The 25037-nt window shown below is 70.0% G+C and carries 24 protein-coding genes; 16 read left to right on the top strand and 8 right to left on the bottom strand.

Translation table 11 applies throughout. The features are described from left to right. Position 1 precedes the first annotated feature (1 nt). Genes fliI through FB600_RS05495 form a run of 3 tightly spaced genes read left to right on the top strand, consistent with a single transcriptional unit; the run spans position 2 to position 3288 of the window. Positions 2 to 1432, top strand: a complete 1431-nt coding sequence (gene fliI, locus FB600_RS05485) for a flagellar protein export ATPase FliI (protein WP_013699689.1) — start codon at positions 2 to 4, stop codon at positions 1430 to 1432. Between the two features lie 2 nt (positions 1433 to 1434). After that, positions 1435 to 1896, top strand: a complete 462-nt coding sequence (gene fliJ / locus FB600_RS05490; RefSeq protein WP_013699690.1) for a flagellar export protein FliJ — start codon at positions 1435 to 1437, stop codon at positions 1894 to 1896. 18 nt (positions 1897 to 1914) lie between these two features. Next, positions 1915 to 3288, top strand: coding sequence for a flagellar hook-length control protein FliK (locus FB600_RS05495; RefSeq protein ID WP_145756346.1), 1374 nt, complete (start codon positions 1915 to 1917; stop codon positions 3286 to 3288). Positions 3289 to 3320: 32 nt separating this feature from the next. On the opposite strand, the gene FB600_RS05500 is transcribed toward FB600_RS05495, so the two are convergent. Beyond that, positions 3321 to 5018 carry a GMC family oxidoreductase gene (locus FB600_RS05500; protein ID WP_145756347.1) on the bottom strand — a complete coding sequence of 566 codons (1698 nt, stop codon included), beginning with the start codon at positions 5016 to 5018 and terminating at the stop codon, positions 3321 to 3323. Between the two features lie 220 nt (positions 5019 to 5238). Between FB600_RS05500 and FB600_RS05505 the strand changes: the two genes are divergently transcribed. After that, positions 5239 to 6912 carry an isovaleryl-CoA dehydrogenase gene (locus FB600_RS05505; protein ID WP_105820185.1) on the top strand — a complete coding sequence of 558 codons (1674 nt, stop codon included), beginning with the start codon at positions 5239 to 5241 and terminating at the stop codon, positions 6910 to 6912. A gap of 36 nt (positions 6913 to 6948) precedes the next feature. Next, complete coding sequence (locus FB600_RS05510) at positions 6949 to 8367, top strand: coniferyl aldehyde dehydrogenase (RefSeq protein ID WP_013699694.1); 1419 nt, start codon at positions 6949 to 6951, stop codon at positions 8365 to 8367. A 69-nt stretch (positions 8368 to 8436) separates the two neighbouring features. Here the strand turns inward: FB600_RS05510 and FB600_RS05515 are convergent, their stop codons facing one another. Together FB600_RS05515 and FB600_RS05520 are read right to left on the bottom strand one after the other, a co-directional pair. Beyond that, positions 8437 to 9468 carry a serine/threonine protein kinase gene (locus tag FB600_RS05515; RefSeq protein ID WP_013699695.1) on the bottom strand — a complete coding sequence of 344 codons (1032 nt, stop codon included), beginning with the start codon at positions 9466 to 9468 and terminating at the stop codon, positions 8437 to 8439. Between the two features lie 40 nt (positions 9469 to 9508). Further along, positions 9509 to 9721: a hypothetical protein gene (locus FB600_RS05520; RefSeq protein WP_017920817.1), complete on the bottom strand. Its 213-nt coding sequence runs from the start codon at positions 9719 to 9721 to the stop codon at positions 9509 to 9511. A gap of 422 nt (positions 9722 to 10143) precedes the next feature. Between FB600_RS05520 and FB600_RS05525 the strand changes: the two genes are divergently transcribed. The 3 genes from FB600_RS05525 to FB600_RS05535 all read left to right on the top strand — a co-directional run bounded on the left by FB600_RS05525 (position 10144) and on the right by FB600_RS05535 (position 13045). Beyond that, on the top strand, positions 10144 to 11409 hold the full coding sequence (locus FB600_RS05525) for an MFS transporter (protein ID WP_096750042.1): 1266 nt from the start codon (positions 10144 to 10146) through the stop codon (positions 11407 to 11409). Positions 11410 to 11786: 377 nt separating this feature from the next. Beyond that, on the top strand, positions 11787 to 12716 hold the full coding sequence (locus FB600_RS05530) for a DMT family transporter (protein WP_098181482.1): 930 nt from the start codon (positions 11787 to 11789) through the stop codon (positions 12714 to 12716). A gap of 143 nt (positions 12717 to 12859) precedes the next feature. After that, on the top strand, positions 12860 to 13045 hold the full coding sequence (locus FB600_RS05535) for a hypothetical protein (RefSeq protein ID WP_013699699.1): 186 nt from the start codon (positions 12860 to 12862) through the stop codon (positions 13043 to 13045). 91 nt (positions 13046 to 13136) lie between these two features. Here FB600_RS05535 and mgrA read toward each other — a convergent pair whose 3' ends face one another. Next, positions 13137 to 14180: an L-glyceraldehyde 3-phosphate reductase gene (gene mgrA, locus FB600_RS05540; RefSeq protein ID WP_145756348.1), complete on the bottom strand. Its 1044-nt coding sequence runs from the start codon at positions 14178 to 14180 to the stop codon at positions 13137 to 13139. 197 nt (positions 14181 to 14377) lie between these two features. On the opposite strand from mgrA, the gene FB600_RS05545 reads away from it, so the two are divergent. Next, complete coding sequence (locus tag FB600_RS05545; RefSeq protein ID WP_013699701.1) at positions 14378 to 14584, top strand: DUF3185 family protein; 207 nt, start codon at positions 14378 to 14380, stop codon at positions 14582 to 14584. A 101-nt stretch (positions 14585 to 14685) separates the two neighbouring features. On the opposite strand, the gene FB600_RS05550 is transcribed toward FB600_RS05545, so the two are convergent. Continuing rightward, positions 14686 to 15525, bottom strand: coding sequence for a phytanoyl-CoA dioxygenase family protein (locus FB600_RS05550; protein WP_227742906.1), 840 nt, complete (start codon positions 15523 to 15525; stop codon positions 14686 to 14688). A 326-nt stretch (positions 15526 to 15851) separates the two neighbouring features. Here FB600_RS05550 and FB600_RS05555 point away from each other — a divergent pair, with 326 nt between their 5' ends. Then, a complete protein-coding gene (locus FB600_RS05555) occupies positions 15852 to 16208 on the top strand; it encodes a hypothetical protein (protein WP_096750038.1) in 357 nt (118 codons plus the stop codon). Positions 16209 to 16421: 213 nt separating this feature from the next. Here FB600_RS05555 and metK read toward each other — a convergent pair whose 3' ends face one another. After that, on the bottom strand, positions 16422 to 17606 hold the full coding sequence (gene metK, locus FB600_RS05560; protein WP_013699704.1) for a methionine adenosyltransferase: 1185 nt from the start codon (positions 17604 to 17606) through the stop codon (positions 16422 to 16424). Positions 17607 to 17885: 279 nt separating this feature from the next. On the opposite strand from metK, the gene FB600_RS05565 reads away from it, so the two are divergent. Further along, positions 17886 to 18770 carry a lipid A biosynthesis lauroyl acyltransferase gene (locus FB600_RS05565; RefSeq protein WP_013699705.1) on the top strand — a complete coding sequence of 295 codons (885 nt, stop codon included), beginning with the start codon at positions 17886 to 17888 and terminating at the stop codon, positions 18768 to 18770. Between the two features lie 124 nt (positions 18771 to 18894). Here the strand turns inward: FB600_RS05565 and FB600_RS05570 are convergent, their stop codons facing one another. Beyond that, positions 18895 to 19275 carry a HigA family addiction module antitoxin gene (locus FB600_RS05570; protein WP_325176287.1) on the bottom strand — a complete coding sequence of 127 codons (381 nt, stop codon included), beginning with the start codon at positions 19273 to 19275 and terminating at the stop codon, positions 18895 to 18897. Beyond that, positions 19209 to 19487 carry a type II toxin-antitoxin system RelE/ParE family toxin gene (locus FB600_RS05575; protein WP_096750037.1) on the bottom strand — a complete coding sequence of 93 codons (279 nt, stop codon included), beginning with the start codon at positions 19485 to 19487 and terminating at the stop codon, positions 19209 to 19211. The genes FB600_RS05570 and FB600_RS05575 overlap by 67 nt, the downstream gene beginning before the upstream one ends. 371 nt (positions 19488 to 19858) lie before the next feature. Here FB600_RS05575 and dapF point away from each other — a divergent pair, with 371 nt between their 5' ends. The 5 genes from dapF to FB600_RS05600 all read left to right on the top strand — a co-directional run bounded on the left by dapF (position 19859) and on the right by FB600_RS05600 (position 25006). Next, positions 19859 to 20725 carry a diaminopimelate epimerase gene (gene dapF / locus FB600_RS05580; protein ID WP_096750697.1) on the top strand — a complete coding sequence of 289 codons (867 nt, stop codon included), beginning with the start codon at positions 19859 to 19861 and terminating at the stop codon, positions 20723 to 20725. Between the two features lie 45 nt (positions 20726 to 20770). Continuing rightward, a complete protein-coding gene (locus tag FB600_RS05585) occupies positions 20771 to 21505 on the top strand; it encodes a DUF484 family protein (RefSeq protein WP_096750036.1) in 735 nt (244 codons plus the stop codon). Between the two features lie 11 nt (positions 21506 to 21516). Beyond that, a complete protein-coding gene (gene xerC, locus FB600_RS05590) occupies positions 21517 to 22437 on the top strand; it encodes a tyrosine recombinase XerC (RefSeq protein ID WP_036048839.1) in 921 nt (306 codons plus the stop codon). Between the two features lie 59 nt (positions 22438 to 22496). Then, positions 22497 to 23750, top strand: a complete 1254-nt coding sequence (locus FB600_RS05595) for a class I SAM-dependent rRNA methyltransferase (RefSeq protein ID WP_096750035.1) — start codon at positions 22497 to 22499, stop codon at positions 23748 to 23750. A gap of 164 nt (positions 23751 to 23914) precedes the next feature. Beyond that, a complete protein-coding gene (locus FB600_RS05600; RefSeq protein ID WP_096750034.1) occupies positions 23915 to 25006 on the top strand; it encodes a CobW family GTP-binding protein in 1092 nt (363 codons plus the stop codon). The last annotated feature ends 31 nt before the right edge of the window (positions 25007 to 25037 follow it).

Consider the following 25037-nt stretch of genomic DNA (forward strand, 5'->3'; position numbering starts at 1 on the left):
CATGAGCCGCGCGCCCGACCTCCTGCTCGACGACGCGGCGCCCGCCGTGTCGAATCCGCATCTGGCGCACTGGCTGGAGCAGCTCGGCGCGCTGCGCGAACGCAGCGCCCGCGCGCTGCCGCTGCGCCCCTGCGGGCGCCTCACGCGCGCCGCCGGCCTGGTGCTGGAAGCCACCGGGCTGCGCCTGTCGGTGGGTGCCGAATGCACCATCGAACTGCCGCCCGGCAGCACCCTGCCGGTAGCCGAGGCCGAGGTGGTCGGCTTCGCCGGCGAACGCCTGTTCCTGATGCCGACCACCGAGGTGGCCGGGGTGCTGCCCGGCGCGCGCGTCTGGCCGCTGGAACGCGCGCCGATCGCCGATCCGCTGGCCGGCGCCAAGCGCCTGCCGGTCGGCTGGCAGATGCTGGGCCGCGTGGTGGACGCCTCGGGCCGCCCGCTCGACCGGCTCGGCCCGCTCGCCTCGGAACTCGACGCGCCGCTGTCGGCGCCGACCATCAACCCGCTGGAGCGCGAGCCGATCCATCACGTGCTCGATGTCGGCGTGCGCGCCATCAACGCGCTGCTGACGGTGGGGCGCGGCCAGCGCATGGGCCTGTTCGCCGGTTCGGGCGTGGGCAAGTCGGTGCTGCTCGGCACCATGGCGCGCTACACCAGCGCCGAGGTGATCGTGATCGGCCTGATCGGCGAGCGCGGCCGCGAAGTGAAGGAATTCATCGAGCAGATCCTCGGCGAGGACGGCCTGGCGCGCTCGGTGGTGGTGGCCGCGCCGGCCGACGTGTCGCCGCTGCTGCGCATGCAGGGCGCCGCCTACGCGACCTCGCTGGCCGAATACTTCCGCGACCAGGGCAAGCACGTGCTGCTGCTGATGGATTCGCTCACGCGCTACGCGATGGCGCAGCGCGAGATCGCGCTGGCGATCGGCGAGCCGCCGGCCACCAAGGGTTACCCGCCCTCGGTGTTCGCCAAGCTGCCGGCGCTGGTGGAGCGCACCGGCAACGGCCCGGAAGGCGGCGGCTCGATCACCGCCTTCTACACGGTGCTGACCGAGGGCGACGACCAGCAGGACCCGATCGCCGATTCGGCGCGCGCGATCCTGGACGGCCATATCGTGTTGTCGCGCCAGTTGGCCGAGGCCGGCCACTATCCCGCGATCGACATCGAGCAGTCGATCAGCCGCGCCATGACCTCGCTGATCGACGAGCGCCATCTCGATCGCGTGCGCCGCTTCAAGCAGATGCTCTCGCGCTACCAGCGCAATCGCGACCTGATCGCGGTGGGCGCCTACGCGGCCGGGCGCGATGCCCAGCTCGACCGCGCCATCGCGCTCTACCCGCGCATCGAGGCCTTCCTGCAGCAGGGCTTTCGCGAATGCGCGCCGTTCGAGTCCTGCCTGGCCGGGCTCGACGCGCTGTTCCAATACGAAGGAGGCTGAGCATGGCCGCGACGTTCCCGCTGCAGATCCTGCTCGATCGCGCGCAGGAAGACCTCGACAACGCCACCCGGGCGCTCGGCCACGCGCAGCGCGAGCGCGGCTCGGCGCAGGACCAGCTCGACGCGCTGCTGCGCTATCGCGACGAATACCACGCGCGTTTCGCGCTGGACGCCCAGGCCGGCATGCCGGCCGGCAGCATGCGCAACTTCCAGTCCTTCATCGACACGCTGGACGCGGCGATCGGCCAGCAGCGGCGCATCGTGGCCGCCGCCGAGGCGCGCGTGGACGCGGCCCGCCCCGAATGGCAGGCGCGCAAGCGCACCCTGGGTTCCTACGAAATCCTGCAGAAACGCGGCCTCGCGCAGGATCAGCAACGTGCCGCGAAACGCGAGCAGCGCGACGCCGACGAACATGCGGCGAAGGTGCTGCGCATGCGCGCCGACCCGGCGCATCCCTCCAAGTAACCCGATCGAGACACCGCCATGCCCGCCCTCTCCCTGACCGCATCGCTGCTCGACGCCGCCACTGCCGCCAACCAGGCCGGCTCCGGCTCGCGCGCGAACGATGCCGCCGGCGCGTCCTCGTCGACGCCGTTCTCGCAGACCCTGCAGCAGAGCGTGGCGAACCAGCAGCCGCAGCCGAAACCGGCTGCGACGACGGCCGCCACCGATCCGTCCTCGGGCGACGGCAAGGTGCGCGGGCATCACGGCGGACACAAGCACGCGGACGGCAGCGACGATGCGGACGACGGCCAGGACGCGCAAACCGCGGCCACGCCGGCCGACGCCGCCGCGCTGGCGGCGGCTGCCGCCGTGCAAGCGCAGTTGCAGGCGCGCCAGGACGCGGCCGGCGGCAGCGGCGACGGCGCCGCCGACGCGGCCGCGCGAGCGCTGGCCGCCGCCAATGCGAACGGCACCGCCAATACCGACGCGGCCGATGCGAAGGCCGATGCCGCCGCGCAACTCGCCGCCAATGCCGCGGCGAACGCGGCGGCCGCCGGCGCGGGCACCGGCAATTCGGTCAGCGACGCGCTGCATGCCGCGCTCGATCGCCTCTCCAACGGCGGCGTGGGCGCCGCGGCGATTCCCTCGGGCCGCGCGGGCTCGGCCGGCGGCGAGGCCGGCGCGCACCTGGCCAGTGCCGGCGCGGCCGCCGGCAGCGCGATCGCGCATGGCGCCGCCGAGCGCAATCCGAATGCCGCGATCTCGTCCTCGGAATTCTCGAGTGCGATGAGCGCCGCCACCGCTTCGGCCGGCAACGGTCAGCACGGCGACGCGGCCGCCGTCGCGCAGCCGGACCAGAACGCGCTGCAGGCCACGCTGGCAGCGGCCGCGCAGCAAGGCTCGCCGCTCGCCCAGGCCGGCACCGCGACCGCCGGCGCGGCGGCCGCCGAGGCCAGCCTGGCGCCGCGCGTCGGCTCGCAGGAATGGGGCGACGCCTTCAGCCAGAAGGTGGTGTTCCTCTCGAACGCGCATCAGCAGACCGCCGAGCTGTCGCTGAACCCGCCCGACCTCGGCCCGCTGCAGGTGGTGCTGCGCGTGGCCGACAATCACGCCCACGCGCTGTTCGTCTCGCAGCATCCGCAGGTGCGCGAGGCGGTCGAGGCCGCGCTGCCGAAGCTGCGCGAGGCGATGGAATCGGGCGGCCTGAGCCTGGGCAGCGCCAACGTCAGCGACGGCGGCGGCGGATTCGCGCAGCAGAACGCGCAACAGCAATCGTCGGGCGCAGCCGGGACGCGACGCGCGGGCGCCGCGTACGGCGCGTCGTCGGGCGACGACGCGCTCGCCGGGCCCGCAGGCCCGACGTCCAGCGTCGCGACGCAGCAGCGCGTCGGGATGGTCGATACCTTCGCGTAAGCGCCTCCGCCCGGTTTCCTCCAGCCTGGCGCTCAGTTGCCGGCGGCGGCGCGAACCGCGGCCGGCGCGGGCGCCTGCGCCTGCATCGTTCCGGCGGCCGTCGTCGGCGCCACCGCGAGCGGCGCAGAGCCGCTCCGGCGCGCGGCCGCGATGAACTCCGCGGCGCGCTCGCCGATCATCACCGAAGGCGCATTGGTGTTGCCGCCGATCAGGGTCGGCATCACCGAGGCGTCGACCACCCGCAAACCTTCCACGCCGCGCACGCGCAACTGCGTATCGACCACCGCGCGCGCATCGCTGCCCATCCGGCAGGTGCCGACCGGGTGGTAGATGGTGTCGGCGCGCTCGACGATGGTGGCGCGCAGTCTTGCATCGTCGTCCGAAGGATCGGTATAGAGCTCGCGCCCGCCTTGCGAGGCCAGCGGCTCGGCGGCGAGGATCCGCCGCATCGCCTTGGCCCCCGTCATCAGCAGGTCCAGGTCGCGCTCGTCGCTGAAGAAGCGCGGGTCGATCAGCGGCGCCTCGCGCGCATCGCCGCTCGCCAGCTCGACCGTGCCGCGGCTCTTGGGGCGCAGCGCGCAGACGTGCAGCGAGTAACCGAAGCCCCAGTGCATATGGCGGTTGTGATCGTCGACCAGCGCGGTGCAGAAATGCAGCTGCAGGTCGGGGCGATCGAGCCCCGGCTCGCTCTTGAGGAAGCCGCCCGCCTCGGCCACGTTGCTCGACATCATGCCGTCGCGCTTCGAGAACCAGCGCAGCAGTTGCGGCGTCATCTTGGCCAGGCCGCGCAGGCAGATGCCCACCAGCTCCGAGGAATCGACGCGCTTGTTGATGATGAAGTCGATATGGTCGATCAGGTTGCGGCCGACCTCGGGCGCGTCGTGCAGCACCTCGATGCCGTGGCGGCGCAGTTGCTCGGCCGGGCCGATCCCCGAGCACATCAGCAGTTGCGGCGAGTTGAACGCGCCGGCCGCGACGATCACCTCGGCGCGCGCGCCGATCGTCTCGAGCTTGCCGCCGCGCCGCGCCAGCGTCACGCCGTTCGCGCGGCGGCCCTCGAAGCCGATGCGCAGCACGGTCGCGTCGGTGATGATGTCGAGATTGGCGCGCGGCTGGTCGTAGAGATAGGCACGCGCCACGCTGCAGCGCGCGCCGTCGCGATGCGTGACCTGGTAGAAGCCGACACCTTCCTGCTCGGCGCCGTTGAAGTCGTCGTTGAGCGGATATCCGGCCGCGTGCGCGGCATCGATGAATCGTTGTGCGAAGGGATTCCGGAATCGCAGGTCGGATACCGTCAGCGGGCCGTCGGCGCCATGCCACTCGTTCGCGCCGCGCTGGTTGCCCTCGGCGCGCCGGAAATACGGCAGCACGTCGCGCCAGCCCCAGCCGTGGCAGCCCAGCGTTTCCCATTCGTCGTAGTCGAGCGGATGGCCGCGTGTGTAGATCATCGCGTTGATCGCGCTCGAGCCGCCCAGCCCGCGCCCGCGCGGCTGGTAACCGCGCCGCCCGCCCAGCCCTGCCTGCGGCACCGTCTCATAGCCGTAGTTGGTGCCGATCCTGTACGGCACCAGCGCGGCGATGCCGACCGGCATGTTGACCAGCAGGTTGCGCTGGTTGCTGCCGCCGGCCTCGATCAGGGCGATGCTGGCGTCGGGACAGGCGTCGGCCAGGCGCGCCGCGAGGCTCGCGCCGCCCGATCCGCCGCCGACGATCAGATAGTCGTACTGCATGTCATGTCTCCTTCATGTCATGGTCAGCGACCCGTGCCGATGCGCATCCAGCACTTGTAATGTTCGCGCATTGTAGGAACGCGGCGCGCGCCGCGGCGCATCGAATCAAGAGCGATTCCTCTAAACGGGGCCGCCGTCCGGCCTTAAGATGGCCGGATTCGCCTCGCGCGGCAGCGAGCGACGCCAAGCCGTCGCCGGCCGCGAAATGGGAGACACAGGCATGGATCAGCACGTTCCGGCGGCGACGCATCGCGTCACCAATCAGGCCCCGCCGCTCACCGACTACAACGCGTTTGAAACCGATCTCGCGCTCGCGGCCGCCGTCGAGCGGCACGGCGCGGGCTGGCATCAAACGGCGCTCTCGCGGCACGGCGCGGCGCTCACCACCGCCGACACGCTGGCGCTGGCCGAACTCGCCAATCGTCATACGCCCGAGCTGTCGACCCACAGCGCGCGCGGCGAGCGCATCGACGCGCTCGAATTCCACCCGAGCTGGCACCAGTTGCTGGCCCTGTTGCGCGGCGAGGGCCTGCATGCGCTGCCCTTTGCCGAGCCGCGCGCCGGCGCGATGGCCGCGCGCTGCGCCGGCTACTTCCTGCACGCCCAGCTCGAATCGGGCTCGCTGTGCCCGCTGACCATGACCTTCGCGAGCATCCCCGTGCTCAAAAAGGAACCGGCCCTATTCGAGACGCTGCGCGAGCGGCTCTATACGCGCGAGCACGACCCGCGCGACATGCCGCTGGCGGGCAAGCGCTCGATGATGATCGGCATGGGCATGACCGAGAAGCAGGGCGGCTCGGACGTGCGCAGCAACGAAACGCGCGCCTGGCCGCTCGGCGCGGGCGGGCGCGGCCAGCCCTATCGCCTGGTCGGCCACAAGTGGTTCTTCTCCGCGCCCCAATGCGATGCGCACCTGGTGCTGGCGCGCACCGACGAGCACGCCGGCATTTCCTGCTTCTACGTGCCGCGCTTCTCGCCCGACGGCAGCAAGAACGCGGTGCAGGTGCAGCGCCTCAAGGACAAGCTCGGCAACCGCTCGAACGCGAGCAGCGAGGTGGAATTCCTCGATGCCTACGGCGTGATGGTCGGCGAGGAAGGGCGCGGCGTGCCGACCATCATCGAGATGGCGAACATGACGCGGCTCGACTGCGTGATCGGCAGCGCCGCGCTGATGCGGGCCGCGCTGGTGCAGGCAATCCATCACGCGCGGCACCGCAGCGCCTTCGGTCGGCAGCTGGCCGAGCAGCCGCTGATGCGCAACGTGCTGGCGGACCTCGCGATCGAATCGGAGGCGGCCACCATGTTGTTCATGCGCCTGGCCGACGCGGTCGAGCACGACGACGGCAGCTCGGCCGAGGCGCGCGGCTGGCGCCGCATCGTCACGCCGGCCGCCAAGTTCTGGGTCTGCAAGCGTGCGCTCGAATTCACCGGCGAGGCCATGGAAGTGTGGGGCGGCAACGGCTACGTCGAGACCGGGCCGATGGCGCGCTTCTATCGCGAGGCGCCGGTCAACTCGATCTGGGAAGGATCGGGCAACGTGATGTGCCTGGACGTGCTGCGCGCCGTCGAGCGCGAGCCCGAATCGGCCGCGGCCCTGGTCGCCGCCTGGCGCGAGGCGGCCGCCGGGCATCCCGAGCTGCTGCGCGCGATCGACCAGTTGCTCGATGCCTTCGCGCTGCCGGCCGAGGAACGCGAAGCCTCGGCGCGCCGCATCGCGCAACGCATCGCGCTGATCGCGCAGGCCTCGCTGCTGATCCGCCACGCACCGGCCGCGATGGCCGATGCCTTCATCGCGACGCGCCTGGGCGCCGCGAGCCACGACACGGGACGCGTCTACGGCACGCTGCCCGCCTTCGACCACGGCGCGCTTCTCGCGCGCGCGTTCCCGGCCTGACGTTCGGCCGCCAGCCTGCCTGCCAAGGAGCAGACGATGAAGAACGACCTGCCCGGACTCGCCACGCTCGACGCGCTGCTGCACGACCAGCGCGCCGCCTACCTGCGCGCGCCCTATCCCTCCTGGGACACGCGCGCGGGCCACCTGCGCGCGCTGCGGGCGATGCTGATCGACAATGCCGACGCGCTGGCCGAGGCGATCAATGCCGACTTCGGCCATCGCGCCAAGCAGGAGGTGCTGCTCTCCGAGATCTGGATGGCCAAGGAGGAGATCGACGAGGCGCTGCGCCACGGCAAGCGCTGGATGCGGCCGCGCCGCAAGCCGATGAACAAGTGGTTGAAGCCGGCGCGCGCCACCGTGATCCCGCAGCCGCTCGGCGTGGTGGGCATCGTGGTGCCCTGGAACTACCCGGTGCTGCTGGCCGCGGGCCCGCTGATCTGCGCGCTGAGCGCCGGCAACCGCGCCATCGTCAAGATGTCGGAACTGACGCCGCGCACCTCGGAACTGTTCGAAGTCCTGATCGCGAAGACCTACTCGCGCGATCACGTGGCCGTGGTCAACGGCGATGCGGAGATCGGCGCGGCGTTCAGCAAGCTGCCCTTCGACCACCTGCTGTTCACCGGCTCGACCCAGGTGGGCCGCCACGTGATGCGCGCGGCCGCCGAGCACCTGACGCCGGTCACGCTCGAGCTGGGCGGCAAGTCGCCGGCCATCGTCGGGCCCGGCGCGCGCTTCGACAACGCGGTCGACGCGATCGTCGCGGGCAAGACGCTCAACGCGGGCCAGACCTGCATCGCGCCCGACTACGTGCTGGTGCCGCGCGGCAAGGAGGAGGCCTTCATCGAGCGGGCCCGCGCGCGCGTGGCGCGGCTCTACCCCGATTTCGCGCACAACGCCGACTACACCTCGATCATCTCCGAGCGCCACTTCGCGCGGCTCGACCGGCTCGCGGCCGAGGCGCAGGACGGCGGGGCCACCCTGCATCCGCTGACCGAGGCGCCCTGCGATCCGGCGCTGCGCCGCTTCGCGCCGGTAGCGATCACGCGCGCGCCCGACCAGTCCGCGCTGATGCAGGAGGAGATCTTCGGGCCGCTGCTGCCGATCGTGCCCTACGACACGCTCGAGCAGGCGATCGCCTACGTGAACGCGCGCCCGCGCCCGCTCGCGCTCTACCTGTTCGAGGAATCGCGCGCCAACATCGATCGCGTGATGCGCGACACCATCTCGGGCGGGGTCTCGATCAACGAGACGCTGATGCATATCGCCTGCGGCTCGCTGCCGTTCGGCGGGGTCGGCGCGAGCGGGATGGGCGCCTATCACGGCTACGACGGCTTCGTGACCTTCTCGAAGATGAAGCCGGTGCTCACGCAGGCGCGCTTCAACGCGCGCAACCTGCTCGCGCCGCCCTACGGCAAGCGCTTCGGGGCCCTGATCAAGCTGATGCTGAGGTTCTGAGCGAAGGATCGCCGGGAGAGATCGCGGTCGTTGTGCATGCAACGGCCGGCTCCCGGCCTCGAGACCGGATCAGACCGGCCAGAGCGGCCCTTCCTGCATCGCGCCCACCTGCTCGCGCAGCTCGAGCACGCGCTCTTCCCAGTAGCGATGGGTGTTGAACCAGGGGAAGGCGGCCGGAAAGGCCGGGTCGTCCCAGCGGCGCGCCAGCCACGCCGAATAATGGATCAGCCGCAGCGTGCGCAGCGCCTCGACCAGGTGCAGCTCGCGCGGATCGAATTCGCAGAAGTCCTCGTAGCCGGCCAGCAGGTCGGCCAGCGCGCTGGACGCGCCGGCGCGGTCGCCCGGCAGCAGCAGCCAGAGATCCTGGATCGCGGGCGCCATGCGGCTGTCGTCGAAGTCGACGAAATGCGGGCCGGCGTCGGTCCACAGCACGTTGCTCGGATGGCAGTCGCCGTGCGCGCGCAGCAGGCGCGTCTCGCCGGCACGCTCGAAGGCCGCCTCGACCCCTTCCAGCGCCAGCGCCAGCACGGTCCGGTAGGCCTCGCGCAAATCGACGGGGATGATCTCGTTGGACAGCAGGTAGTCGCGCGAGTCGTAGCCGAAGCTGCGGATATCGAGCACCGGCCGCTCGGCATAGGCCTGGGTGGCGCCCACCGCGTGGATCCGGCCGATGAAGCGGCCCAGCCATTCGAGCGTGTCGCGCCGGTCCAGATCGGGCGCGCGGCCGCCGCGGCGTTCGAACACCGAGAAACGGAAACCCTCGAATTCGTGCAGCGTGCGGCCCTCGAAGGCGCGCGCCGGCACGGCGGGAATCTCGCGCGCGGCCAGCTCGGCGACGAAGCCGTGTTCCTCGAGGATGGCCGCGTCGGACCAGCGTCGCGGCCGGTAGAACTTGGCGACGATCGGCTGGCCGTCCTCGATGCCGGCCTGGTAGACGCGGTTCTCGTAGCTGTTGAGCGCGAGCAGGCGCCCGTCGGTGCGCAGGCCGGCGGGGATCAGCACGCTGTCGAGCGCGTCGAGCACGCGCTCGGGCGTGAGGCCCGCAAAAGGAAGGCCGGCGCTGTCGCCGGCCGGGGTGGGTTCGGAATGGTCGTCGTGCATGGCCCGCATTGTGCCGCGCGCCGCGCCGCTTGACGAGTTCTCAGTGAATCGCGGCGCCCGCGGGCAGCACGGATTCTCCGGTGTCGATCAGGTCCTCGAGAAAGAAGGGCTCGGTGTTCAGTTCCTTCGAATCGCCCGGCACGCCCGCGTACCAGGTCACCATCGCCATGTCACCGAGGATGCGCTGGACGATGCCGCGGGCGCCCTTCGGTACGGCGATATGCGTAGTGCAGACAATCGAACCGACATGCATGATGTTTCCCCACTCAAAACCGACCGGATCGCCGGCCGCGAATACTGGAATGCGCCGCCCGGGGGCGGGACGCGTTTCCATTGTTAACCGATTCGCACTTCGATGGAATCGCGTCGCATGAAAACAAAATCGCGGCCAGCGCCGCGATTCGCCGGGTCGCCCCCCATTAGGGGGACGCTTCGGCCGCGCCGGAAAACGCTGCCAGCGCACGGCAATCATAACCCGAGTGCCGTGACGCTCCAGCAGAACACAAAAACATGCACTCCGCATGACGTTCGCAGCGGCTGACGCGCCCGCGCGACAGCAACGGCAAACCCGCCGCGCGCGCCGGCCGCCGCGGCTCGCGCGAGTCGGCGGCAACCGACGCGTTTCGGGCAAGCGGCGTATCGTTGCGGTTTGTCCGTTGCAGGGAGACCCCCAGCGTGAGCGCTTCACCCGGATCGCCGGAATCGGCCGCAAACAGCCGCCCGGCGCAGCCCGCCCCGACCGCCCCCTATCTCGAGCGCGGTTCGCGCGGCTACTGGCACGCGAGCATCGCCCTGCTGTTCGCCGGCTACGCAACCTTCTCGCTGCTCTACTACGTGCAGCCGCTGCTGCCCGAATTCTCGGGCGCCTTCGGGGTGAGCCCGGCGCAGAGCAGCCTCTCGCTGTCGTTCGCCACCGCCGCGCTGGCGCTGGCCATCTTCGTGGCCGGCTTCGTCTCCGAAGGGCTCAGCCGGCATCGCCTGATGACGCTCTCGCTGACGCTGTCCTCGCTGTTCACGCTGGCCGCCGCCTTCGTGCCGCATTGGCACGCGCTGCTGGTGCTGCGCGCGCTGACCGGCATCGCGCTGGGCGGCGTGCCGGCCGTGGCGATGGCCTACCTGGCCGAGGAGGTGCATCCGGATGGGCTCGGCCTGGCGATGGGGCTCTACGTGGGCGGCACCGCGATCGGCGGGATGGCCGGGCGCGTGATCACCGGCGTGCTGGCCGAGCTGTTCGGCTGGCGCATCGCGGTGGCGGGGATCGGCGTGCTCGGGCTCGCCGCGATGCTGGCGTTCCGCGCGCTGCTGCCGCCCTCGCGTCATTTCACGCCGCGCCGCGGGCTTGGCCTGGCGCATCATCGCAGCGCGCTGGCGCGGCACCTGCGCGGCCGCCGCGAGCTGCCCGTGCTGTTCCTGATGGCCTTCGTGCTGATGGGCAGCTTCGTCACGCTCTACAACTACATCGGCTATCGCTTGCTGGCGCCGCCCTACGCGATGAACCAGGCCACCATCGGCGCGATCTTCGTGGTCTACCTGGTCGGCGTGTTCGCCTCGCCGTGGTCGGGCCGCATGGCCGACTCGATCGGGCGCGGGCGCGTGCTGATCGTCGGCATCGTGATGATGGGCCTGGGCGTGGCGCTGACCCTGCTTGCCCCGGTCGCGGCGATCGCGGCCGGCATCGCCTGCATGACCTTCGGCTTCTTCGCCGGCCACTCGGTGGCGAGCGGCTGGGTCGGCCGGCTCGCCAGCCAGGGCAAGGGGCAGGCCGCGGCGCTCTACCTGCTGTCCTACTACCTCGGCTCGAGCGTGATCGGCTCGCTCGGCGGCCACGCCTGGAGCGCCTCGGGCTGGGGCGGCGTGGCAGCGCTGGTGGGCGCGCTGCTGGCGGTGGGCCTGGTCGCCGCGAGCTGGTTGCGCTCGCGCGAGCGCGCCGGCGCCGCCTGACGACGATCGCGGCGCCGCCGCGCGTGTAGCGGGCACGACGCGAGGCCGACTCGCATTCGCCACTTGCCGAGCCCGGCCCCGATACGCTAACGTGGCGTGTCATCCGTCCTTTTCGTTCATCGAACCATGCGGCCTGCCTTGCCCGCCCAGCTCACCGATTGCCTGCCGCCTTCCGCGCGGCGGCACGGGCGCGCGCAAGCGGCACCGCCACCTCCTGTCGATCCGCCGCGCATCGGCGCGCCGCCGCCGCATCGCGCGGCACGGCGCGGCTGAACCGCGCCGCAGCTTTCCCATCGGTCCCGTTCGTCCTGCCTGCGCGTCATTCGCGCGGCGGCGTCGCGCGCGGCCGTTTCCGGTTCCGATCGACAGGACACATCATGCGATTCGCACAAGGCGCGCTCGTCGCGCGTTTCACGACTTCCTCCTTCGTGCTGCTGTGGAGCAGCGGCGCGATCTTCGCCGAACTCGGCGTGCGCCACGCCTCGGCGCTGGCCTTCCTGATCGCGCGTTTCGCGCTCGCCTCGCTGGCGCTGGCCGCGATCGGCCTGGCGCGCCGCCGCTGGCTGCCGCCGGCTGGCGGGCGGCGCATCACGGCGCTGATCGGCCTGCTGATGGGCCTGTATTCGATCGCCTACCTGCTCGCGCTCGAACACGGCATCACCCCCGGCATGCTGGCCACCTTGCTCGGCGCGCAACCGATCCTCACCCTGGCGCTGGTCGAGCGCCGCTGGTCGGTGCCGCGCCTGGCGGGCCTGCTGCTCGCGCTGACCGGGCTCGCGCTGGTGGTCTGGCACGGCCTGGACGGCGGCGGCGTGACGGCGGGCGGCGCGGCGATCGCGCTGGCCGCGCTGCTGGCGATCACCACCGGCGCGCTGCTGCAAAAGCGCAGCGGCGTGGCGCCGGCCGATGGCCTGGCGATGCAGACCGCGATCGGCCTGGCGATGAGCTTGGCCTGCCTGCCGCTCGCGCCGGGTGACTCGCTCGTCGCGGCGCTGCGCTTCGACGCCAGCCCCGCGCTGCTGATCGCGGTGCTGTGGCTGGGCCTGGTGATCTCGGTGGCGGGGCAGATGCTGTTCTACCGGCTGATGCGCGACGGCGACGCCGTCAACGTGACGAGCCTGTTCTACCTGGTGCCGGTGGTCACCACGCTGATGGATGCGATCGGCTTCGGCCACCTGCCGGGCCGGCTCGAGATGCTCGGCATGGCCGCGATCCTCGGCGGCCTGGTGCTGGTGTTCCGGCATGCGCCCGATCGTGCGCTGCGGCAAATGAAAGCTCATGGAAATACTTCGGAAAGCGAAACATGAAACCGTGGGCGCCGATCGTTGCCGGGAGGTGTTTCTTCGGATTCGCAACAATCCGGAAGGCGAAATTCGGCGTTTCCTTACCTATACTCGAATCAACCGCGCGCGAATCACGCGCGGATGACAGATCGAGACGGGAGACGGACATGGGCTACTTCACGATCGGCGATTTCATCCTTCTGATTCCGATGGCGCTGGCCGGGGCGCTGTTCCTCGGCGCGGTGCCGTGCGGCACGCACAATATCCGGCACAACGTGCTGCGCGTGCTGGGTGCCGCGCTCGGGGTCGGCGTCGCACTGCTGCTGGTCGAGGGATTGCCGGCGCTGATCTAGCGGCACCGGCTGAACGCTCGATGAATCGACGACGCGCGCCCGGCGCGCGTCGCCTCCGGCCTTTATTGCGCCGCAATGGCGCGGGCCCCGATCAGATCTCCTGGTCGGTGGACGGCTTTTCCCACAGATTGATCCCGCCTTCGGTCGCGTAACGATCGATCTCGGCCAGCTCCTCGGCCGTGAAGTCGAGCCGCTTCAAGGCGCCGACGTTCTCGCGCACCTGCTCGGCCCGGCTCGCGCCGATCAGCGCCGAGCTCACGCGGCCGCCGCGCAGCACCCAGGCCAGCGCCATCTGCGCCAGGCTCTGGCCGCGGCGCGCGGCGATCTCGTTGAGCTTGCGCACGTGCTCGATATTCCGCGCGCTCAGGTGCTCGGCCTTCAGCGAGCCGCCGCCCGGCTTGTTGACGCGCGCATCGTCGGGAATCCCGTTCAGGTATTTCGAGGTCAGCAGGCCCTGCGCGAGCGGCGTGAAGGCGATGCTGCCGGCGCCGGTCTCGTCGAGCGCGTCGAACAGCTCGCGCTCGGGCCAGCGGTTCAGCAGGTTGTAGGCGGGCTGGTGGATCAGCAGCGGCACGCGCTCCTCGGCCAGCAGACTGGCGATCTCGCGCGTCTTGGCGGCCGAGTACGAGGACACGCCCACGTACAGCGCCTTGCCCTGCTTCACCGCCGTGGCCAGCGCGCTGGCGGTTTCCTCCAGCGGCGTATGCGCGTCGAAGCGATGCGAATAGAAGATGTCGACATAGTCGAGGCCCATGCGCGCGAGGCTCTGGTCGAGGCTCGCCAGCACGTACTTGCGCGAGCCGCCGCCGCTGCCGTAGGGGCCCGGCCACATGTCCCAGCCGGCCTTGGTCGAGATCAGCAGCTCGTCGCGATAGGGGCGGAAATCCTCCTTCAGCAGGCGGCCGAAGTTGATCTCGGCGCTGCCGTAGGGCGGCCCGTAATTGTTGGCGAGATCGAAATGGGTGATACCGAGATCGAAGGCGGTGCGCAGGATCTCGCGCTGCGTGGAGAGCGGCGTGGTATCGCCGAAGTTGTGCCATAGGCCGAGCGACAAGGCCGGCAGTTTCAGGCCCGACTTGCCGCAGGTGCGGTACGGCATGTCGGCATAGCGTTCGGATGCTGCTTCGTAGGCCATCGAGAAATCCCCTGTCGAGTCGAAGAAAGCCGCCTGGCGCGGGGCGTGGAGCGCGCGGACGGGGCGGACGGGAAACGCGAGCCGCCCATGGTAGCGGGCCCGACGCGTTCGCGCAGCCTCGTCGCGACGGCATGGACGCGATCGCGCCGCTAACCTACACTGCGGCGTCCTGATGATTCGTTACAGCGAGGAAAACCATGACCCGAGCGATCTCGGTCGCGCTGATCGTCGGCGGCATCGTGCTGCTGTATTTCGGCGGCCAGTCCTTCCATTCGTTCAACGACAGCCTGTCGCGACTGTTCACCGGCTCGCCCGCCACCAAGACGATCCTGCTGATCGCCGGCGGCACGGTGGCGATGCTGGCCGGGCTGATCGGCCTGGCGATGCCGGGCGGCAGGCGCTGAGGAGGATGGGTACGCGCCTGTCGCGCGTCGAAACGAAAAACGGGCGACCGATCCTGGATCGGCCGCCCGTTTTCGCATGGAGCCTGTCGCCGGCTCGCGCCTCAGAGCCGCACGTCGGGCTTCGAGGCCGAGCGCGAGCCCGGCAGCGGGCGATTGCTTTCGGCGTGATAGGTGTAGACCAGCGAGAACTTCACCTGGTCGCTGCGATTCTGCCCGGCCGAATGCAGCGTGTTGCAGTGGAAGAACACCACGTCGCCGGGGTTCAGCTCGGGGCAGACCGCGCGATCGATCAACGCGCGATTGGCCGGCAGGTCGCCGCGGAAGAACTTCGCCTCGTCGAAGGCCTCGGCGCCGAACTCCGCCGTGTGCGAACCCGGCACCAGCCACAGCGCGCCGTTGGTATTCGTCTCGGCGCCCACCGCGAGCCATACCGAAACCAGGTCGGCGCGCTCGAAGGCCCAGTAGCGGAAATCGCGATGCCAGCCGGTCAGGCTGCCGTACATCGGGTGCTTGGTCATCATGCAGTTGTGGTGCACGCGCGAGAGCAGCGTCGCCTCGCCGAAGTAGGCCTGCATCCAGGCGGCGATCTCGGGGGCGGTGGCACGCTGGGCGAACTCGGGCGCGCGCGAGTGGGCATCGAGCAGGCGCCGCACGGTGCGCCCGCCCGGCGCGTCCTTCGATTCGGGGGCGCCCGGGTAGCGCAGGTCGGCCTCGAACTCGAGCGGCTCGGCGGCCTCCCGCAGCTGCCGCTCAGCGACGGCCTTCAGCGCCGCGCAGGTCTCGGGCGCGACCAGCCCCCGGGCGATCACGTAACCGTGCTCGCGCAAGTCGGCGATTTGCGCGCGAATCATCTCGGACTGCGGTGAGGACATGGGTGGCTCGACGTCGTTTTTATGAATCGATGATTGTAAGACGGCGGGGATTGATCCGGAACCCGGCATTGTCGGCGACAGGGATATGTCGGGCCGGCTTGCGCGGCAGCATGGCGGGGCGCCGGAGCGCGGAACTGTCGCGCGGCCCGGGCGACTAACCCGGCGATGCGCGTGCCGCGCCGTCCTTGGGCCGGAATCAGGGTTGTCTCGACTTCTGGGCGTCACGGATCGCCGGTAGGCTGGCGGCGCCTGTCATTTCGACCGGCGCGGCCTATTTTGGCATCCGCTACCATGCAGCGGCACCTTGCCTGGGGCCCATCCACTCAGGTGTCGGAAGCCGGTCGCGCGACTGCGCGCAGCCGATCCGGCACTTTTACGAGCCAAGTCACACCGACATGTCCTTCAGTCTCACCTCCCGCCTGAACCGCGCCGCCAAGCGTCTCGCCCCGCTCGAACCCCGCCGGATCGTGCGCGCGCTGCGCCACCATCACGCCCGCACGCGCGCGCTGGCGAACCGCGCGATCACGCAGGCCGCGCCGCGCCTGGGCGGCCTGCGCAGTTGGCTGCACGCGTTCCTGGCCACCATGCGCGCCCACGCGAGCGAGCGCCGCCTCGGCCTGCCCGCGCTGCTGCGCAAGCCCTCCTCACTGCGCCTGCTCACGCTGCGCCGCGCCAACGGCCCGCGCCGGCGCGTGAATCGCCCGCGCCGCCTGTCGGCCAGCGCCGGCTGGTTCGCGTTCGGCGCACGCTGAAGCACGGTTCCGGGCCGACGGCCCGGGCAGCCGCCGGGCATGCCGCCTGCGCGGCATTCCTCATACCGATTGTCGTCGTGGCGGCGGGCGTGTTCCTGCCCTGTTGCCCGCGCCCCTCATTCGCGCCCTCGTCCGCACCCGTGATGGGCAATAAAAAACCCCGGCCGGGCCGGGGTTTTTTCATCTGCCGTCACGGACGGCGGAGCACAACGCTCAGACCGCGACAGCCGGTTCGACGCCGGCCGCTTCGGCCAGCGCGAGCGCCTTGTCGGTCGCTTCCCAGGTGAATTCCGGCTCGGCGCGGCCGAAGTGGCCGTAGGCGGCGGTCTTCTCGTAGATCGGGCGCAGCAGGTCCAGCATCTGCACGATGCCCTTCGGACGCAGGTCGAAATGCTCGCGAACCAGCTTGGTGATCGTGTCGTCCGACACCTTGCCGGTGCCGAAGGTGTTGACCATCACCGAGGTCGGTTCCGCCACGCCGATCGCGTAGGAAACCTGGATCAGCGCGCGCGAGGCCAGGCCCGCGGCGACGATGTTCTTGGCGACGTAGCGGCCCGCGTAGGCGGCCGAACGGTCGACCTTGGACGGATCCTTGCCCGAGAACGCGCCGCCGCCGTGCGGGGCGGCACCGCCGTAGGTGTCGACGATGATCTTGCGGCCGGTCAGGCCGCAATCGCCTTGCGGGCCACCGATCACGAAACGGCCGGTCGGATTGACCAGGAACTTGATGTCGCCCTTGATCAGCTCGGCCGGCAGCGTCGGCTTGATGATCTCCTCGATCACGGCTTCGCGCAGTTGCGGCAGGTCGATGTCCGGCGCGTGCTGCGTCGACAGCACCACGGTGTCGATCGCGTGCGGCTTGCCGTCGACGTAGCGGACCGTGACCTGCGACTTCGCATCCGGGCGCAGCCAGGGCAGGCGGCCGTCGCGGCGCAGGTTGGCCTGGCGCTCGACCAGGCGGTGCGACAGGTAGATCGGCAGCGGCATCAGTTCCGGCGTTTCATCGCACGCGTAACCGAACATCAGGCCCTGGTCGCCCGCGCCCTGGTCGAGGTTGTTGTCGTGCGCGCGGTCCACGCCCTGCGCGATGTCCGGCGATTGCTTGTCGTAGGCGACCAGCACCGCGCAGCCCTTGTAGTCGATGCCGAAGTCGGTGTTGTCGTAACCAATGCGACGGATCGTATCGCGCGCGATCTGGATGTAGTCGATGTTCGCGGTGGTGGTGATTTCACCCGCGAGCACGACCAGCCCCGTGTTGCACAGCGTTTCGGCGGCAACGCGGGAGTATTTGTCTTGCGCGAGGATGGCGTCGAGGATCGCGTCGGAGATTTGGTCGGCGACCTTGTCCGGATGGCCTTCGGAAACGGATTCGGACGTGAAGAAGAAGTCGTTTGCCACTTTGTTCAAGCTCCTTGGTGGTTACGGTTGCATTCACGTAGCCAGCTTCGGTTGCTTGTTGAAGTGGCGACGCTTTAGCGGATTCCTTTGATCCGGATGAGCCTGTAGACCCGTCCGGCTTCGCCCCGCAAGTTGTCAGTTAACTCGGCGAAGCCCGTATTATATCGGCTTTCTCCCTTTGTCACACAAGAGCGCCGTGGTGTTTCCGCCGATCCTCATTCTGAATTCATTTCTTTATTCGCCGGCCTTTCGCGCCGCCGCGGCAGCGCGGGGTCGCGCATGCTAGCGCGCCTGGGAACGCAATTCGCGTTGCTGCTGCTCAAGCTGTTCGCGCTGCTTCCCTATGGCGTGACGGCCCGCTTCGGCGATGGTCTCGGCTGGCTGCTCTATCGCATCCCGAGCCGGAGAAAACGCATCGTACATACGAATCTGAAACTCTGCTTTCCCGAGTGGAGCGAGGCGCGGCGCGAGGAAATCGCCGGCCGGCACTTCCGTCATGCGATTCGCAGCTACGTCGAGCGCAGCGTGCAATGGTTCGGCTCGGAGAAGAAGCTCGCCAGGCTGATCGAGGTGGACAGCGCGATCGACCTGACCGATCCGGACCTGCCGCCCACGCTGTTCCTGGGCCTGCATTTCGTCGGCATCGAGGCCGGCTCGATCTGGCTGAACCGCTCGCTGCAACGCACCTGCGGTTCGTTGTACCAACCATTCTCGAACCCGCTGCTGGAAGCCGAGGCCAAGCGCGCGCGCGGCCGCTTCGACGCCGAGATGGCGAGCCGCGCCGACAGCGCGCGCATCGTGCTGCGCTGGCTGCGCGACCGCAAGCCGGTGATGCTCGGCGCCGACATGGACTACGGCGTGCGCAATTCCACCTTCGTGCCCTTCTTCGGGATTCCTACCTGCACGCTGACGGCCGTGGGCCGGCTGGCCAAGACCGGGCGCGCGCAGGTGGTGCCCTTCATCGGCGAGGTGCTGCCGAACTACAAGGGGTATCGCCTGCGCGTGTTCAAGCCCTGGGATCACTACCCGACCGGCGACGACGATCTCGACGCGCGTCGCATGAACGCCTTCCTGGAGGAGCAGATCCCGCTGCTGCCGGAGCAGTACTACTGGGTGCACAAGCGCTTCAAGACGCGGCCGCCGGGCGAGCCGGGGTTCTATTGAGCGTCGCGCGCGACGGGGCACGACCCCGCGCTGGTCGGACGAATCGGCTGGGCAAGGCAAGAAGGCCGGGATGGGCAATCCCGGCCTTCTTCGTTTGGGGTTGCCCCGCGCCGCGGGCCAGGGCTCAGGCGCGAGCCCGAATCACCTTGGGCATGCCTTTGGCGCGAGCCTGCGCCAGATCGTAGGCGAGTTGCTCGGCGAGCCAGAGATCGGCCCGGCCGCCGTTCTCGATGCCGAGCCAGCCCTCGATGCGCAAGGCCATCTCCGGCGAGATCGCGGCCCGGCCGTTGAGCACGCGCGACAGCGCGGCCCGCGTCACGCCCAGCTGGGCCGCGGCCTCGGTGACGGTCAGGCCGAGCGCGGGCAGCACGTCTTCGCGCAGCGTTTCGCCGGGATGCGGTGGATTGGAAATGCGCGTCATGTCGCGAACCCTGTCGGTCAGTGATAGTCCAGGTAGTCGACGAGGATCGCGTCCTCGCCGTCGAATGCGAAGATCAGCCGCCAGTTGCCGCTGACCCTGACGGAGAAATACCCGCCCAGCTCGCCGCCGAGCGCATGCAGCCGCCACCCGGCGAGATTCATGTCCCGCGCGCAACAGGCGATATCGAGGCGCATCAACTGACGCCGAAGCCGCGATGCATGGTCGGGCCGAATACCTGCCTTGCTGCCGTAAAGGAAAAACGCTTCGAGACCCTGGTGACGCCACGACTTGATCATGGACCTCCCGATCTATGTCCGTGCCGGCGCCATCGCCGGCGGCCATTCATCGGGAAACGAAGGAATCTGTCCAGGCCGCGTGTGCAGCGAGCAGCCACACTATACGCAACGCCATGGTCCCCAGTCAACGGCCAAGAGCGGCCATTGTGCGTGTCCAGCCATCTCGTAATCGCTCACCCCCTGCGCGCTGGCCATCCGGCCAGGCGTCGCCGCGAAAAGGCCGCGCCGTCCCTCGCGTCCACCCCGCCCCCCATTGCCGGCCGGCACTCCATGTATCATTCACGCTCAGGCTGGCGCGCGTGTTCGCGAACCGCGCGGCGGGGCCGCCCAGGCCCACCCAGTCCCGTTTCGACAGGCAAACCTGGAACACCGTGAAACTTCCGTTCACCAAGATGCAAGGCGCCGGCAACGACTTCGTCGTGCTCGACGGCACCGCCGGCGATCTCGGCCTCACGCCCGAGCGCGTGCGTACGCTCGCCGATCGCCATTTCGGCATCGGCGCCGACCAACTGCTGCTGGTCGAGCGGCCGAGCCTCGACGGCGTCGATTTCAAGTACCGGATCTTCAATTGCGACGGCGGCGAGGTCGAGCATTGCGGCAACGGCGCGCGCTGCTTCGTGAAGTTCGTGCGCGACAAGGGCCTGACGGACAAGACCACGGTGCGCGTGCAGGTCAAGCACGGTGTGATCACGCTGAGCATGCAGGACAACGGCGAGGTGGTGGTCGACATGGGCTCGCCCGTGTTCGAGCCGGCCCGCGTGCCGTTCGACGCGGCCGGTCTTGAGGGCCGCCGCGACGGCGCCGATACCGTCTACCCGCTCGAGGTCAACGGCGCGACGCGCTGGATCTCGGTGGTCTCGATGGGCAATCCGCACGCGGTGCAGCTGGTCGACGACGCCGAGGCCTTCGCGGTGCTGGAAGACGGTCCGGTGATCGAACGCCACGCGCGCTTCCCGCAGCGCGTCAATGCCGGCTTCCTGCAGATCGTCTCGCGCCGTGAGGTGAAGCTGCGCGTCTACGAGCGCGGCGCCGGCGAGACGCTCGCCTGCGGCACCGGCGCCTGCGCCGCGGTCGCGGCCGGGATCCGGCGCGGCCTGCTCGATTCGCCGGTGGCCGTCCAGACCCACGGCGGCACCCTGACGATCCACTGGGACGGCGCGCGCGACCAGGCCGCGCCGCTCTACATGGCAGGCCCCGCCGTCACCGTGTTCGACGGCGCCATTGAACTGGCCGACTGACCGCCACGCCCCCGAACCCCAAGCGCACCGGAACCCTGACGCCTTATGAACGAACGCGACGTCGCCGACTACCTGCTGGCCAACCCCGAATTCTTCGCGCGCCACGCGGAGCTGCTCGCCTCGGTCAAGCTCGCGAACCCGCACGGCAAGGCCGCGATCTCCCTGCAGGAACGGCAGATGGAGATGCTGCGCGACAAGAACAAGCTGCTCGAGCGGCGGCTCGCCGAGCTGCTGCGCTACGGCCACGAGAACGACGGCCTGTCGACCAAGTTCAACCACTGGATCGCGCGCGTGATCGCCGAGCGCGACGCGCATGCGCTGCCGCGCGCGATCGCGGGCGGGCTGGCCGAGGTGTTCGACGTGCCGCAGACGGCGCTGCGGATCTGGGACGTCGCCGATAGCTACGCGCAGGCCGAATTCGCACGCAACGTCGGCGAGGAAGTACGGCTGTTCGCCAACAGCCTGGCCACGCCCTATTGCGGCGCGAACTCGGGCTTCGAGGCGGCGCAATGGCTGGCGCCGGTCGAGGCGCAGCCGGCCGCGGCCCTGGCAGACGGCGCCGAGGCGGCAGAGGCCGGCGCCCGGCCCTCGGGCGCGGCCGAATCGATCGCGCTGATCGCGCTGCGCGCCCCCGAGGCCGGGGAAGGCGCCCCCACCTTCGGCCTGCTGGTGCTCGGCTCGCCCGACCCGCGCCGCTTCCACGACGGCATGGGCACCGATTTCCTGACGCGCATCGGCGCGCTGGCCAGCGCCGCGCTCACGCGCCTGCTGCCGCACTGAACGAGCGCGCCATGACCGACGATCCGATCGCTGCCTACCTGTCGTACCTGCAGCACGTCAGGCAGCTCTCGGAACACACGCTGCGCGGCTACGCGCACGAACTCGACGCGTTGCTCGCGTTCGCCGACGGCCGCCCGCTGGCGAGCCTGGGCGCGGCCGACATGCGCGGCGCGGTGGCGCGCGCGCATGCGGGCGGCCTGTCGGCGCGCTCGATCGCGCACCGACTGTCGGCCTGGCGTGCCTTCTACCGCTGGTACGCGCTGCGCGTGGAGATGCCGGCCAACCCGGTGGCCACGGTGCGCGCGCCCAAGCGGGCGAAGACCTTGCCCAAGGCGCTGTCGGTGGACGATGCCAACACGCTGATGGAGTCGCCGTTCCCGGATACGCCCGAGGGCCTGCGCGACCACGCGATCCTCGAGCTGTTCTATTCCTCCGGCCTGCGCCTGGCCGAGCTGGTCGGCCTCGACGTGCACTACACACAGGCCGACGGCTACCGCTCGGCGAGCTGGCTGGACCGCGAGCAGGCCGAGGTCAGCGTGCTCGGCAAGGGCGGCAAGGAACGCAAGGTGCCGGTCGGGCGCAAGGCGCTCGAGGCGCTCGACGCCTGGCTCGCGGTACGCGCGGGCTGGGTGCGCGCCGATCCGCATCCGCTGTTCCTCTCGGTGCGCGGCAAGCGCATGTCGCCCGGCGTGGTGCGCGAGCGCGTCAAGCGCGCCGCCCTGGTGGCCGGCATTCCCGCCAACGTCCATCCGCACGTGCTGCGCCATTCGTTCGCCACCCACGTGCTGCAGTCCAGCGGCGACCTGCGCGCGGTGCAGGAGCTGCTCGGCCACGCCAGCATCTCGGCCACCCAGGTCTATACCTCGCTCGACTTCCAGCATCTCGCGCGCATCTACGACAGCGCGCATCCGCGCGCGAAAAAGCGCGACTGACGCGCGCCGCGCCCTCCTTGCCCCGCCGCGTGCCCCACGCGGCCCGATTCGATACCGACATGCATACCGTTACGCTCAAGCCGTCGAAAGACAAATCCCTGCTGCGCCGCCATCCCTGGATCTATGCCAATGCGATCGAGCGCGTCGACGGCAAGCCCGCCGCCGGCGCCACCGTGCTGGTGCGCTCGCACGACGGCCGCTTCCTGGCGCGCGGCGCGTTCAGCCCGGAATCGCAGATCCGCGTGCGCGTCTGGAGCTTCGACGAGGCCGAGCCGATCGACCACGCCTTCTTCAAGCGCCGCGTGCAGCGCGCGGTGGCCCATCGCCAGGCGATGGTGAGCGACACCGAGGCGGTGCGGCTGGTGTTCGGCGAGGCCGACGGCCTGCCGGGCCTGATCGTCGACTACTACGTGGCCGACGGCCTGCCGGCCGAGCTGCCTGTCGGCCAGTCGCCCGCGGCCACCCCGCCCTCGGCCGAGCGCCGCGGCCAGCTGGTCTGCCAGTTCATGGCGGCCGGCGTGGAGGCCTGGAAGGAGGCGATCGTCGCGGCGCTCGCGGCGGCCACCGGCTGCCCGAACGTCTACGAGCGCTCGGACGTGTCGATCCGCCAGAAGGAAGGCCTGGAGCAGGTCACCGGCGTGCTGGCCGGCGACGCGCCGCCGCCGACGCTGATCGCCCGGGAGAACGGCGTGCGCTACCACGTCGACGTGCCCAACGGCCACAAGACCGGCTTCTACGTCGACCAGCGCGACAACCGCGCCCTGGTCGGCCAGCTCGCGCGCGAGCGCGAGGTGCTGAACTGCTTCTGCTACACCGGCGGCTTCTCGCTGGCCGCGCTGGCCGGCGGCGCCCGCCGCGTGGTGTCGATCGACTCCTCGGGCGACGCGCTGGCGCTCGCGCAACGCAACGTGGCCGCCAACGGCCTGGACCCGGCCCGCGCCAGCTGGCTCGACGCCGATGCGTTCAAGACCCTGCGGCGCCTGGCCGACGAGGGCGAGCGCTTCGACCTGGTGGTGCTCGATCCGCCCAAGTTCGCGCCGGCCCGCGAGCACGTCGATCGCGCCGCGCGCGCCTACAAGGACATCAACCTGAGCGGCTTCCGCCTGCTGCGCCCGGGCGGCCTGCTGTTTACCTATTCGTGCTCGGGCGCGATCGACATGGACCTGTTCCAGAAGATCGTGGCCGGCGCGGCGGCCGACGCGCGCGTCGACGCGCGCATCCTCAAGCGGCTCGGCGCGGGCGTCGACCACCCGCTGCTGACGGCCTTCCCGGAAGGCGAATACCTGAAGGGCCTGCTGTTGCAAATCGCCTGAGCGCCCCGATCTGGGATTGCCGCGACGCGCCCCGGCCGAACGGCCGGGGCGCGGGCGCTTGACAACTATGTTTCAATAGGTGGTTCCGCGTGCGCGCCGGCAGGCCGGCGCGGCACCCAGATTCCGGCAGTTTTGACCCCGTTTCACGAACCAAGGCGATCGACATGGCCACCCCAGTCACCATCCTCACCGGCTTCCTCGGCAGCGGCAAGACCACCCTGCTCAAGCGCATCCTGAACGAACAGCACGGCATGAAGATCGCCGTGATCGAGAACGAGTTCGGCGAAGAGAACATCGACAACGAGATCCTCGTGCAGGACAGCAACGAGCAGATCATCCAGATGAGCAACGGCTGCATCTGCTGCACGATCCGCGGCGACCTGGCCCGCGCGCTGGAGGACCTGGCCGCGCGCAAGCGCGAGGGCAAGCTCGACTTCGACCGCGTGGTGATCGAGACCACCGGCCTGGCGAACCCCGGCCCGGTGGCGCAGACCTTCTTCATCGACAGCCAGATCGCCGACGATTTCCTGCTCGACGCGATCATCACCCTGGTCGACGCCAAGCACGCCAACGCCCAGCTCGACGAGCACGAGGTGGTGCAGCGCCAGGTCGGTTTCGCCGACCGCCTGTTCATCACCAAGGCCGACCTGGTCGACGAGGCGGCGCTGGCCTCGCTCAAGCACCGCCTGATGCACATGAACCCGAAGGCGGCGATCCGCCAGGTCGATTTCGGCCAGGCCGACATCAAGGAAATCTTCGACCTGCGCGGCTTCAACCTGAACGCCAAGCTCGAGATCGATCCGGATTTCCTGGTCGAGGACGAGCACGACCACGCCCATCACGGCCATGGACACGGCCACGACCACGGCGACCATGCGCACTGCGATCACGACCACGGCCATTGCGAGCACGACCACGAGCATGGTCACGGCCACCACCATCACCACGCGCACCACGACGACAAGATCAAGTCCTTCGTCTATCGCAACGACCGCCCCTTCGATCCGACCAAGCTCGAGGACTTCCTCGGCGGCATCCTGCAGATCTACGGCGAGCGGCTGCTGCGCTACAAGGGCGTGCTCTACATGAAGGGCGTGGACCGCAAGGTGGTGTTCCAGGGCGTGCACCAGATGATGGGCAGCGACCTGGCCGGCAAGTGGATGCCGATCGAGAAGAAGACCAACAAGATGGTCTTCATCGGCATCGACCTGCCGCAGGACCTGATCACCGACGGCCTCGACGCCTGCCTCGCCTGATCGCGCCGGGCCGGGCCGGGCCTGCCGCCGC

The organism is Burkholderia sp. SJZ089, from assembly GCF_007828315.1.
Taxonomy (GTDB): Bacteria; Pseudomonadota; Gammaproteobacteria; order Burkholderiales; family Burkholderiaceae; genus Burkholderia; species Burkholderia gladioli.